This is a genomic window from Hassallia byssoidea VB512170, from assembly GCF_000817785.2.
GTDB lineage: Bacteria > Cyanobacteriota > Cyanobacteriia > Cyanobacteriales > Nostocaceae > Hassallia > Hassallia carrinoi.
On record NZ_JTCM02000032.1, the window covers coordinates 13091 to 25744 of the forward strand.

The 12654-nt window shown below is 41.0% G+C and carries 13 protein-coding genes and 1 pseudogene; 8 read left to right on the top strand and 6 right to left on the bottom strand.

Annotated features, from left to right (window positions below):
• Window positions 1-87 precede the first annotated feature (87 nt).
• Together PI95_RS15785 and PI95_RS15790 are read right to left on the bottom strand one after the other, a co-directional pair.
• Window positions 88-2166 (bottom strand): dynamin family protein, encoded by a 2079-nt coding sequence (locus PI95_RS15785; RefSeq protein ID WP_039754770.1) that lies wholly within the window; start codon window positions 2164-2166, stop codon window positions 88-90.
• Between the two features lie 18 nt (window positions 2167-2184).
• Window positions 2185-2508, bottom strand: coding sequence for a hypothetical protein (locus PI95_RS15790; protein ID WP_039754983.1), 324 nt, complete (start codon window positions 2506-2508; stop codon window positions 2185-2187).
• A 287-nt stretch (window positions 2509-2795) separates the two neighbouring features.
• Between PI95_RS15790 and PI95_RS15795 the strand changes: the two are divergent.
• Window positions 2796-3332: pseudogene (locus tag PI95_RS15795) on the top strand (Uma2 family endonuclease); the annotation flags it as partial.
• Window positions 3333-3515: 183 nt separating this feature from the next.
• Here the strand turns inward: PI95_RS15795 and PI95_RS15800 are convergent.
• A complete protein-coding gene (locus tag PI95_RS15800) occupies window positions 3516-4583 on the bottom strand; it encodes an HlyD family secretion protein (RefSeq protein ID WP_039754771.1) in 1068 nt (355 codons plus the stop codon).
• Window positions 4584-4787: 204 nt separating this feature from the next.
• Here PI95_RS15800 and PI95_RS15805 point away from each other — a divergent pair, with 204 nt between their 5' ends.
• The 6 genes from PI95_RS15805 to PI95_RS15835 all read left to right on the top strand — a co-directional run bounded on the left by PI95_RS15805 (window position 4788) and on the right by PI95_RS15835 (window position 8534).
• The gene (locus PI95_RS15805) at window positions 4788-5027 is read left to right on the top strand and encodes a type II toxin-antitoxin system Phd/YefM family antitoxin (protein ID WP_039754985.1); all 240 of its coding nucleotides are present in this window, start codon (window positions 4788-4790) and stop codon (window positions 5025-5027) included.
• Window positions 5024-5410, top strand: a complete 387-nt coding sequence (locus PI95_RS15810; RefSeq protein ID WP_039754773.1) for a type II toxin-antitoxin system VapC family toxin — start codon at window positions 5024-5026, stop codon at window positions 5408-5410. Before PI95_RS15805 ends, PI95_RS15810 begins: the two co-directional genes overlap by 4 nt.
• A gap of 120 nt (window positions 5411-5530) precedes the next feature.
• Window positions 5531-5677 (top strand): type II toxin-antitoxin system HicB family antitoxin, encoded by a 147-nt coding sequence (locus tag PI95_RS15815; protein WP_336507227.1) that lies wholly within the window; start codon window positions 5531-5533, stop codon window positions 5675-5677.
• A 511-nt stretch (window positions 5678-6188) separates the two neighbouring features.
• Entirely contained in the window at window positions 6189-7163 is a 975-nt protein-coding gene (locus tag PI95_RS15825) for a cysteine synthase A (protein ID WP_039754775.1), read from the top strand.
• A gap of 204 nt (window positions 7164-7367) precedes the next feature.
• On the top strand, window positions 7368-7706 hold the full coding sequence (locus tag PI95_RS15830) for a (2Fe-2S) ferredoxin domain-containing protein (RefSeq protein WP_039754777.1): 339 nt from the start codon (window positions 7368-7370) through the stop codon (window positions 7704-7706).
• Between the two features lie 45 nt (window positions 7707-7751).
• On the top strand, window positions 7752-8534 hold the full coding sequence (locus PI95_RS15835; RefSeq protein ID WP_039754779.1) for a DUF5331 domain-containing protein: 783 nt from the start codon (window positions 7752-7754) through the stop codon (window positions 8532-8534).
• Between the two features lie 389 nt (window positions 8535-8923).
• On the opposite strand, the gene ygfZ is transcribed toward PI95_RS15835, so the two are convergent.
• From ygfZ to PI95_RS15850, 3 genes are all read right to left on the bottom strand, one after another.
• Window positions 8924-9910, bottom strand: a complete 987-nt coding sequence (gene ygfZ, locus PI95_RS15840) for a CAF17-like 4Fe-4S cluster assembly/insertion protein YgfZ (protein ID WP_039754780.1) — start codon at window positions 9908-9910, stop codon at window positions 8924-8926.
• A gap of 130 nt (window positions 9911-10040) precedes the next feature.
• Entirely contained in the window at window positions 10041-10307 is a 267-nt protein-coding gene (locus tag PI95_RS15845; RefSeq protein ID WP_039754781.1) for a type II toxin-antitoxin system RelE family toxin, read from the bottom strand.
• A complete protein-coding gene (locus PI95_RS15850; RefSeq protein ID WP_039754783.1) occupies window positions 10304-10513 on the bottom strand; it encodes a hypothetical protein in 210 nt (69 codons plus the stop codon). Before PI95_RS15850 ends, PI95_RS15845 begins: the two co-directional genes overlap by 4 nt.
• 175 nt (window positions 10514-10688) lie before the next feature.
• Between PI95_RS15850 and PI95_RS15855 the strand changes: the two genes are divergently transcribed.
• Window positions 10689-12629 (top strand): dynamin family protein, encoded by a 1941-nt coding sequence (locus PI95_RS15855; protein WP_201280467.1) that lies wholly within the window; start codon window positions 10689-10691, stop codon window positions 12627-12629.
• Window positions 12630-12654 lie beyond the last annotated feature (25 nt).

Below are 12654 nucleotides of genomic sequence, written 5' to 3' on the forward strand. Positions count from 1 at the left end.
TCTTATAATATTAGGAGGCAGAGCCTCCAAGTAGGCATTCCCAGCTTGAAGCTGGGAACGAGAGTGCGAGAGTATAAACGAGAAATATCAGCTGTAATAAGCTAATAAGTTGCTATACGCTGCTTCAATTTTCTGCAATTGAAATATTACATCTTCCTGCAAATTCTTCAACCGTTTTAACTCGCTTTCTCGATTTATCTCGCGTGTTGTTTTTTGCTGAAGTAAATTATCTAATTCAGATTTGCGAGAAGCGATATCATCATTAATTCGCTTGCTGACTTCTCGTTCATAAGAGTCAAAACATTCTTTCACTGCATCATGAACAGTTTTTGATTGTTCCTCCGCTACTTGCGGCAGATATTTTACTAACTCTTTTTTTGCTGTTTTCACTAACTCTTTGCGTGCTTGATCTGCTTGCAAAAATCCTACACCCAAGCCTAATAAAGCAAATCCGATTGGTCCGAGTAAAACCCCTGTGACTGCTGTAATTATCCCACCAATACCAATTACAGTAAAGTAGTTTAACAGAATATTTTTCCAATCAAATCCTGCACCTGCCATTGCAAAGCCGGCAAGATTTCCTCTAGATAAAGATAATAACCCCATTGCCCATTTTGCCCATTCAGGTGAGTTATCATCTTCGCTAGTGGTAGAATTGAGTTTGACCTTTTCTCCAGTTAGCTTTTCTGTGATTTGGTCTGTTACTTGACTGTAAGATGCACCATATTGGGAAGCGCTGCGAGTAAGTTGTTTAAAAGCTGCATTTATTTCATTTTCAGCGGTTAAAGTCCAAGCGGCAAATTTATCGGTGATATATTGTTCAAAGGCTTTTTGGAGTGCAGAATTAAATGCTTCTCGCTTACCGCTGCTGAGAAAATCAAACAGATTTAATTCGGGTTGATAGCGCAAGAAATCAGTTTCAAAGGTATTGCCTAAATTTAAAACGTAGCTGCGAAAAGAATCAGCGATCGCTCTCGCTTGATTATCTCTAGTTTTGATAATTTCTGCTTGAAATTCATCGCGAATATTTGTCAGTTTACTAAATTCTGGCTCAACTGAATCAATTCTTTTTTTCAATTCATTGACATCTTTATCAAGTAATGGTATCCTCCTTTCAATTGCTTCGCGGGTATGATTGCAAGCACCTCTAGCTAAAGTTCTGACTTGACGCAATTCGGCGATCGCACGTTCTCTAGTCAAGAAAGTATTCAACGCTCCCATAAACTCTCCAAAGCCAGTTTTTTCTAATCCAGCTTGGGGATTTTTTAACCGTCGTCTTAATGCTTGAATTGACGAAACCTCAAATACACGCTCTTCGTAAACATTTTGTCCATCTACATAACAATATTCTGCCAGATTTGCGCTGAATACTTGCCGCAATCTGTCTTCAGAAGCTTTTAATTCTTCTTCATCATCCGGATCGATCAATGATTCTTTCACCTGATCCCACGCATTGATTAAGAAGAAAACAGTCAATCCTCGACCTTTAATATAATTTTCTAAATAGCGACGCTCACCCAAAGTGCAAGGTTGCGACGCTCTCATCACAAAGAGAATTGCATGACAATTATTAATATAACCTAACGATAATTCGTTTCGCGCTTCTGTATCATTCAAACCCGGACTATCAACAATTTCAATTCCCTTTTCTAAAAGCGGTAAAGGATACTCTACAACTGCATAATCAACGTCAGGAAATGCTTGTTTTTTCTCTTGCTCTAATTTCTTCGCTTCAGTCGGGTCGATGGTATATTTATATTTAAAGCTGGGAAAATCAAGCTCTTGAGGACTTTTGCCATCATTAAAATGAACAGTAACTTTCTTTTCTGAACCATATCGCAACACTGTTAAGACTGCGGTACAGGGATTGACATCACTCGGTAATAGATTTTCCCCAATCAAAGCGTTGAGAAAGGTGCTTTTTCCGCGTTTCATATCTCCTAAAACTAAAAGCCGAAATACACCATTTTCCAGATTTTTACTCGCTATCGTAATATCTTCAATATCTCGTTCTAAACTGAGTTTTCCTGATGATGTATTTCCGTCTAATTCAGCTTTAGTAATTGTCTCTGCAATATTGCTCAAACAAACGGAAATTTCTGAGCGCACTTGAGCAACGCGCTCTAAATCGTTGATGAATTTGTCAGTATCAACTTGGCGATTCATGATGATTGCATCCCTAATTTAAGGCTTTTTTTTAGAATCAAAAAATAGTTTGTAAGATATCCACGTCAGCGCAGTGACAATCATAATTCCTGCGACAATTGAAGCTATTTTCACCGCAACCAGCGCTGCTACACCGATAGCGACAAGTTTCCCCGCGAGAATAACTTTTTTGGTCGAAAGTTTTCGATAATTTTCTGGCTGATGTTTAACAGTTTTATAAATCGGTGTATTGTCAGCATAAATATCAGCTTCCATTTCCCGGAGTCGTATTTCAACCTCTTTTTGTCGCAGTTCGCGTTCTCGACGTTCGAGTTCATTATGGCGATCGCTTTCTGAGTTCATCGGTGTCCACTCCATCTAGGACAATAAAATAATCACAGCATTCTTCAATTAAACAATACTGTATCCTAATTGACATGCAAATAAATAAAATCAGTAATATTACGAAATTAAAGTTGAAATTGCTTATTAAGCTAAAAAAATCAAAAGTAAAATTACTTAGATATTAGATTCAGCAAGGACAACTTGAGTTCCAGAAATTTATAGTAAAAATCTTGTATAAACCTACCTGAGATTTACCAACAAAGCTAAAAGAAAGTGAAAATAAAAAATAAAAAAGGGAGTAAATTATGCTTTCATCCCCTATTGTCGTGTTAATTCCGCCATCAATGCAAATGACAGACGAGCAATTTTTCGAGTTCTGTCAGGTGAATCGTGACTTACGCATTGAGCGGAATAAACTTGGAGAAATATCAATTATGCCCCCAACTGGTTCAGAAACAGGAAATCGTAACTTTAATATTGCTTTACAGGTTGGAATTTGGGCAGAACAGGATGGCACGGGTATTTGTTTTGACTCTAGTACGCAGTTTAAGCTGTCAACGGGTGCGGATCGTTCTCCTGATGTTTCCTGGATTAAATTAGAACGTTGGAATACTCTCTCAAGCGAACAGCAGCAAAAGTTTGCACCGATTTGTCCTGATTTTGTCATTGAACTCAGGTCAGCTTCGGACAACCTGCAACCAAAGAAGGAAAAAATGGAAGAATATATGAGGGAACCGGGAATACAGCTAGGTTGGTTGATTGACCGCAAGAATCGTAGAGTCTATATATATCGTCCGGGTCAACCAGAGGAATGTTTAGAAAATCCTGATAACATAAGTGGCGATCGCCCGTATGTTGCCGAGGGGTTGCCGAGAGGCAACCCCTCCCCTGTTCCTCTGGAACAGGGCAGCCTTCCTTTCAGGAAGGCTGGGCAACAGGGCGCGCTACGCGATCGCATTTTACCTGGTTTTGTATTGAATACAAGTAAAGTTTGGTAAAGCGATCGCCTGCACATCAATTGTGATTTATCGAGTTTCCACTGTCACATCTGCACTTATTCCCGGACCAATTCGAGATTCATAACCGCGAATACTCTCAGGCTCAAGCATTATCTTCACCGGAACTCGTTGCACGGTATTATTATTAGAATTAGCCGAGGGGCTATTTTGCGGTGTAGGGGCAAACCTGCTAAAAGAGGCAGGTGATATACTATCTACCTTGCCGATAAATTTGCGACTGGGGAAAGCAGCAATTTTGATTTCCGCTTTTTGCCCCGGACGTATCTTTTCTAACTGAGTTTCCTTAAAGTTAGCAACAACCCAAGGATTCGGCTGCACAACTGACATCAGAGTTTGTCCTGGTTGTACCTGCTGACCTACTCGAACTTCTTTGTTACCAACTTGACCGCCGAGCATGGCAGTAATTTTGGTGTAGGATAGCTGGAGTTCAGCTTGTTTTAATTGTGCTTGTTTTTGCGCGATCGCTGCTTGTGCGGTTTTGTACTGTTGCCGATTTAACTCGACTTGCTGATTAATACTTTGCGATCTGCTAGCTGCGATTTTTGCTTGAGCAGCCGGATTTCCCGCAGGTGGACGCACCGTAGGCGTATCAATTGCCACCACATTATTGATATTTTGCCGTGCCACTTCTGCTTGTTGCTTGGCTAGTTCTAAATCGGCTTTTGCTTGTGCTAAAGATACTTGGTATTCGCGGGGGTCGAGTTGTACTAATACTTCCCCTGGTTTTACCGATTGGTTATCTTTGCTGGCAACTGCCATAACTACCCCAGCAATGCGGGAATTCACAGGATAAATATCTGCGGAAACATAAGCATTATCTGTTACCTGGTGATATTTAGCAAACTGCATATAGCGGTAAGCATAAATTCCCCCAGCGATCGCCCCTGCACCTAACGTCGCTCCTACTATCAGCAGGGGTAGCAGCTTGCGGTTGCGAGGTCGCGATGCAGGTTTTTCATTTTTAGGAGATTCTATCGGAGCGATCGCTGTCACCTCATGCTCCGAAACTGAAGTTTTTTGTGCATCCATTTGTGTAATTTGCTCAGTCTGTTTTGATGACTCTAGACGTTCCATCAGTAACCTTAGTTTCGGCAACAATTAGGGCTGGAGTTAGTAAACAAGATTAACGGTAAACTAGTCAATACCTCCAGCGCCAGATTTTTTAACTAATGTTGTTGGCTATACAAATTCTAGCTAAGTATATACTGAGCCGGAGCGAATAGCATCAATCAATTAATCCTAGCTTTGTTTAGAATGAATCTTGGAGGTATCGCAACAATGCAAATAAGAACTGTTGACGTGAACGAAGCGCAAGCGAATTTAAGAGAATTATTATGTCTAGTGCTTGAAGGTACAGAAATTGTGCTTACAGAGGGTGACACACCTTTAGCTCGTTTAGTTTCAATCGCTCCCCAACCAAAGACACCACGTAAAGCAGGATTACATGTTGGTGCAATTTGGACAAGTGATGACTTTGATGATCCGTTACCTGAAGAGTTTTGGACGCAAAGTACATGAAGCTCTTATTGGATACCCACACCTTTATTTGGTGGGATAGTGACCCAAATAGATTATCACAACAAGCTTTGGCATTGCTCCAAGACCAAAAAAGTATTTTGCTTCTTAGTGTGACAAGCATCTGGGAAATGCAAATCAAAACTCAGTTAGGCAAACTAAAACTAAATCTACCTTTAGCGGAAATTGTTGAAAGCCAACAGCGGACTAACAAGATTGAAATTTTACCAATTACTCAAGCTCATGCATTCGCGTTAGATAATTTATTGATACTGCACAAAGATCCATTCGATCGGATGTTGGTTGCTCAAGCAAATGTTGAAGATGCGGTTTTGGTAACAAGCGATCCAATTATTGCCCAGTATCCAGTCAAACATGTCTGGTGAAGGAGCGCGATCGCCATCGCACTCGTGAGAAAAATAAAATGTGCGATCGCAGTTCATGTGCCAGTAGCATCAATCAATTAATCCTAGCTTTGTTTAAAATCAAAGCAAGGAGGTATGACAATGAAATGGCGTGTGATTCTTGAACCAGATTTAGAAACAGGTGAATGGGCAGTATGGTGTCCAGAGTTACCAGGTTGCGTTTCCGCAGGAGAAACCGAGCAAGAAGCTTTAGAAAATATTCGCTTGTGCGATCGCACTTTATCTTGAACCCGACTTCATTAAACTAGCACCCGGAGCGGTTACACGCGAGGTTACTATTGGATGAGCCGTACCCGAAGAATGAATGCATTGGAAGTTGAAAGCATCTTGCAACGTTACGGCTTTGAGTTAGTCTCTCAAAAAGGAAGTCATTGACCGACAACTTCAGGTAATTGTACCATATCACAAAGGTCGTGATTTACCTATAGGAACGCAACGTAACATCATGATCGGTGCAGATATTCCAGAATCCGAATGGAAAGCGTAAATCTCAACAAAGCAAGTATTATCAATAGACCTAGGAGTGAAAAACAATGTAGAGACGCGATACCCTTGCGTCTCTACAAGGGTTTCGGGTAACGCATAGTTCATTTTCACTCCTATGTCTAATATCTAAAAAATCCTGCTCTGGTCAGTGGTGATTTTGTATTGCCTGGGTTTATCCTAAATACGACTAAAGTTTGGTAGAGCGTAAATCTTACCATTGATATAAGCCAAAATTTTTATAGGTAAATTTAACATGGATATCAAAAACGGCTTTGTAGAAACTGTTGGTAACACACCGCTGATTCGCTTAACCAGCTTTAGCGAAGAAACTGGCTGCGAAATTCTTGGTAAAGCAGAATTTCTCAATCCTGGAGGTTCCGTCAAAGACCGCGCCGCACTTTATATTATTGAAGATGCCGAAAAGAAAGGTTTACTCAAACCCGGTGGCACCGTCGTTGAAGGAACCGCTGGCAATACAGGTATCGGACTAGCACATATTTGCAACGCCAAAGGTTACAAATGTTTAATTATTATTCCCGATACTCAATCGCAAGAAAAGATGGACGCGATGAGGGCGCTGGGTGCTGAAGTTCGTCCCGTCCCCGCTGTACCATATAAAGACCCGAATAACTACGTTAGACTATCTGGCACAATTGCCGCAGAGATGGAAAACGCAATTTGGGCGAATCAGTTTGATAACTTAGCAAATCGTCGCGCTCACTATGAAACTACAGCGGCAGAAATTTGGGCGCAAACAGATGGTAAAGTAGATGGTTGGGTAGCTGCAACCGGCACAGGGGGCACATTTGCGGGTGTGGCGATGTACCTGAAAGAGAAAAATCCGGCGATTAAATGCGTAGTTGCCGACCCGATGGGTAGCGGACTTTACAGTTATATTAAAACAGGTGAAATCAAATTAGAGGGTAATTCGATTACCGAAGGTATTGGTAATAGTCGCATCACCGCAAATATGGAAGGGGCACCTACCGATGATGCGATTCAAATTGATGATAAAGAAGCTTTGCGAGTAGTTTACCAGCTATTAAGAAAAGATGGGCTATTAATGGGCGGTTCCACAGGAATTAATGTTGGTGGTGCGATCGCACTAGCCAAACAAATGGGACCCGGACACACCATCGTCACTATTTTATGTGATAGCGGTTCCCGTTACCAATCACGGATATTCAACCCTGAATGGCTGGCGTCAAAAGGACTGTCAGTAGATTAGTTAGGAGTTGTAGAGACGCGACCGGTCGCGTCTGTACAAAAGACGCGGAGTTAGGAGGCGCGGAGTAAGTAGAGATGCGATGTTCCTCGCGTCTGTACGTGGTTAGTTGTCCTCCTTGTCCTCCTTGTCCTCCTTGTCCTCCTTGTCCTCCAAGGAGTCCCCACTCCCCCACTCCCCCCCTCATCCCCCTCCTCTTGTTAAAAAATGTCAAACAATCAAGCATCCTATTCCTCAACTACAGATCCATCCGCTTCTTGTAGATGCGTGCGGGTATGTCAAAATCGCACTTGTAAAAAGCAAGGTGCGGCGAAGGTATTAGCGGCTTTTAAGGCTTCAGTAGTTCCTGGGGTGACGGTGACGGCTACCGGCTGTCTGGGACAATGCGGTAACGGTCCGATGGTGTTGGTGTTGCCCGATCGCGTCTGGTATAGTGGTGTCCGTCCTAATGAAGTGCCTTTGGTAGTAGAACAGCATTTACTCGGCGGTCACGAAGTTGAAAAGATGCTGTACTCTCGGTTTCATTCTGAGTCCCAAGACGATTAAAAATATAAAGGACTGCACTCTTTTTTACTCTTTGCGAGGCATCCTATGAATATTCAGCATCTGCGTGAATCTTTGAAAATAAAGTGGCTAAATTACTACTTTGAAAATCGTCCCTGGTTAGTCAAGATGCAAATTTGGGGCACGTATGATGGTGAACGGCGTCCAAGCAGCGGTTTTATGTTGGCGACTTTATCTGTTTTAGAACCGCAACTCGATGAGATTTTTCCGTTTATTTTGGATCTAAATAATAATCCCGATCGCATTGTTGCCGCATTAGGTCTTAACTTCAATCCCGACCGACATTTAGATTTAATCAAATCGGAAAACCCAATAGTTACCACAGAGGTGATTAGCGATGCCTGTCGGCAAGCTACGCAACGCCAACATGAGGTTAGAGATGCTGTAAAAAATGACGTTGAAATTAGCATCAAACCTGCGCCGCTTGCTGTGACAACCCAAGTCAACAATGATGACAAACCTAAAGTTGAAAGCAAGGGAAAATCTAAGCCGTTGGGATTTACAACTAAAGTTGAAACCAAGGGCAAACCTGATAATAAACACAGCAAAACTTCACCCCCTAACCTTTCTCCTTTCAGAGGAGAAGGAAAAAAGAGCGTTGTTGCACTTGCGGGTGATGCGATTCGGATGAATCCAACAAACGAGCGATCGCGCTTGAGCAAATCCCTTGCTGTCGCTACAATTGAAACCCAAGACAAACGTGTAAAAATGCAACGCAAAGACGTTCCGGTTGAAGTTAAGTTATCACCTACCACTAACGCTAGTAGTCTACCTTCTTGGATAGACGAGTTTTGTGAAGGTGCCAATTAGTAGAAGTTAGCGAAAAGGGGGACAAGGAGGATGAGGTGAATTTTCTTTTTTGTCTCCTTGTCTCCCCAGAGCAAACGCATCTAAATTTCTAGGACTTACGCAGTATCACTAATTTTATGGTTTTTTTGTCAAATAGTACATCTTTTTAGTCTACAAACTAAACAAACTAAAAGGGGGGTATAAGGAAATACGTGTAAAATTGCCGTAAGCGTAACCCATGCTGATCAATTCCACTACATAGATTCCTACGCGCTCACTTTTTCCTCAAAACCCAATTACTGAAACAGCCTTCTTTCTTTGCTCTGGAGTAACTTCCAATTAGCGCTGCAAAGTTCATATTAAGAAACACATTGCGTAGGGACAGAAATGTGTTTCTTGAAAGTTACACTCTACTCTGGATATTCGTGAGAAACGAACGGGATTTCTATTATTTCCCCTTCGGTTTCTCCAACTTTAACTTTCAAGCCGACACCACCTGCTTTAGTGCGGATGTAACCTAGCCCAAAGTAACCATCAGCGGTTTCGGTATAACTTGTCAATTTGCCGACTTTTTCATCCCCGACAGCGATCGCACTTTCAATTTCCGCCGGCGCGTTGAGGCGAATACCCCATAGGTGTTGTTTTACACCTTTGTAAGTATTTAAACGGGCGATGGTTTCTTGTCCGATATAACAACCTTTGTTAAAAGAAATCGTATGCCATAAACCAGCTTCTAGAGGATTGTAATCATCAGTCAATTCATGTTCTGGGGCTGGACGACCTTGTAATATTCGCAACACATCAAAAGCGCGATCGCTCATTTCTTGCGCTCCAGCTTCGACAATTTTCTCCCACACCGTCGCCTTAAGAGAAGCTGGTAAAATCAGAGTATATCCCGGCAAAGCCAAACCACTACCCACAGCAACCCGCACCCCACCATCAAATAGTTGATGAGTGCCGTAAGGTTGACCGATAATAGCTTCAGCACCCAATTTTTCTAGAATCGTGTCGCTTTCGGAACCGATGAGATTGAAGGTTGCAGTTTCATTTGTCACATCAGCTAATTGCACCTTATCAGCGAAAAAGATGTATTTATCCAGCCATTGCATGAGAAATTCTCGGCGATTCGGCGAAACTAGTAACAGCACTGCATCTTCTAAAATATAAGCTGTTGCTAGGTCAATAGTCCGAGCCGTGGATGTCACCATTACAGTATCACAGCCTTGTCCTGGTTTGAGACTTTGAAAATCGTTAGTAGTTTGATTGTGTAAAAAGCGGATGCGGTCATCGTCAGAAACACGGATGATACCGCAAAAAGAGCGATCGCATACAGCAACAGAATCTTGCGCTGCTTGGATAGCTGCTGCGTCGTTGGTGTCAATTGCAGATTTGGACATGGTGATATCAATTTTGGATTTTAGATTTTGGATTTTAGATTGTAAAACCAAGTTTAAATCAACTTACAGCATGAAAATATTATCAAGTAAGGGTTTGCTTTCGAGCGATCGCTTTAAGCAACTGCTAAAATTACGGAAAGTACCTGTAAACATCTTTTCTGTGCAAGACTCTAACAAAAATCACTACACTTTCAGATACTGTAATACCAATTCTGTAGTCTCCAACCCTAATCCGATAATAGTCACCATCAGCTTTAAGTTTTTTTATACTACTCACATTACCTAAATTTTCAGCGTTTTCTACTTCTTCAATTACTGCCTTAATTCTTTGAAGTAATGTTTCGTCTAGAATATTGCCTAAATCTTTCTCAAAGCTTTTTCTGAACTCTACGTTCATTTTTCCTTTTCCAAAATTTTGAAGATAGCTTCTCGACTGACAAGCTCAGTTTTTTCACCTTCCTTGATAGCTTTAGAAAAAGCTATATCTTCTATTATTTCTGCAAATAAATCAGAAAATACCTCTTTTTGCTCTTGAAGTACCTCAACAATTGCGGCTTTCAGCAGTTCTTTAAGTTTAATTTCATCAAGATTAATTTCAGTCATATATACTCTATAGGCTCAGTTTTGCTTGATACTATAGTAATCCTAAATCATTTTGGGGGGAAAATTATGCGCGATCGCCTTTAACATCCAAGTGTAATCACTGATGCTAATCTTTTCTATCTTCATTTAAGCTGTACGTGTTTTAACTACTCTTTTTCTCTAACTTTACATAATTATGTCCTCTGAAAAGTTTCAGGCAGCACACGACAGCATCTATAATACTGGCACAAAACTATTAAAGTACCTTGAAGCAATTCGCCAAGGTCGTCTCAGCGAGGGAGACGATACCAAAAGTTTACAGAGTATTGAGGATGACATCAACAAAGCCTTAAGCGCGTTAAAAGAGCAGAAATATCAGGTAGCAGTTATTGCAGCGATGAAAGCTGGTAAAAGTACCTTTTTAAATGCAGTAATTGGTGCAGATGTTCTCGCAAGTGAATCAGCAGCGTGTACAATTTGCCGTACAGATGTGCGACATATTCCAGATGGACAAGTACCCAGACTTTTGGAATACCGAGAGGGACAAAGACGAGGTTTTGTAATTGCTGAGGGTGACGCTGGAGAGATTCAACAAAAATTTTTGGTGCGTACCCGTGAGATTAGAGAAAAAGGCAATCCTGACAATACGACACGCTTTGAGATAGAACATCCTATCGAAGCGATTAGCGCACTTTCATCTTTATCTGGCTTTACTCTGGTTGACACTCCTGGTCCGAATGAGTGGGAGTCTGCCAAGTTCAACACGGTAGCACTGAAGCAAACTGCACTTGAAGCGCTGCGAACTTGCAATGCGATTTTGTTCGTTTTAAATTACGCTTCCTACAAAGACAATGCTGTTTCAGATTTGTTTAAGGATGTTCTAGAGAATCGCAAGGAAATTTTAGAGGAGAATACAGGTAAAATTTACTTCATCCTTAACAAAGTCGATCAGAAGACAGAACAAGACCGAGATATTGCTGATGTAATAGAGGATTTAAAACGCGAGTTAACTAACTTTGGCTTTTCAAATCCAATTGTTTATCCTGCAAGTTCTAGACAAGGACTTTTAGCAAAACTTATTCAACAAGGAAAGGTAACAGAAAACCAGCTAAAGGACTTCAAAAAGTTTTTCAGTGCTAGGTATGCGACTGAAGATGAAGAAGGCAATCAGATTATACCAGCGCCTCGTAAAATTGCATCACAAGCCTTAAAAGATAGTGGTATCATCACTATTGAACAAACAGTTATTCAAACCATAACTCAAAACTCCGGATGGAATCTTTTGAGTGATGTTGTGGCAAAACTTGATAAGGCTGGTAAGGGAATTGAGGATACTTTAAACACACAGATAAGCGGTTGGCAGATGGGAATTGAAGCTCTAAAACAAAAGGTAGAAGAGTATAGGAAACGCTCTGATTCTGCCAAAAATAAAGTAGAAGCTGTAAAAAAGTCTGTCGATGAACAAAAACAAATATTAACCAATCGTTTTAGCCAAGGCATAAGCATATTTGCTGAAGGTGCTAAAAGGCAGATACAAGAGGAAATTGATCTAATTGCAAAGTCTACGTCTGCCGATAACCCGAAATCTAACATTCAGGAAATAACTGAACTGCATCCACAGCCATATATTCCCAGCAATGATGTAAGCGTGGATTTGACTGTACCTAATGCTATTCCTATCTTGGGTGGTTTTTCATTCTCCTTCAAAGTACAGCGTCCTTTAGTAGAAGCATTGAGGAAAATTACTCCAGCACCGTTTGATAGCCATCGCTCTGCTCAGTCTAAGATTACTGAACCATATAAAATTAGGGTAGACACTGAAAAAAAGGCTCAAGATATTGGACGTACTATCAATGATTTTTGTAGCCCCCATATTCAAAGTTGGTGGATAGATACGCAAGATCAGCTTGTCTGGGAAGGAACCTTAATCAGAGAACAGTTAGTTCAGAAAATTCAAGCAGATATCCAACAAATATCTAATGAACTTTCTAACTATGTTGGAGAATCTTTACAGGTTAAGCTAAATATAAATACTATTCAATTTCCGCGCTTTCAATTTGAAGGAATAGATGCACGAGTTAAACAACAGGTAGAGGTATTTACTAGGACTAAAACGGAAACCAGATACCGCTCATAAACTACAACAGAAAAATCAAATAGTC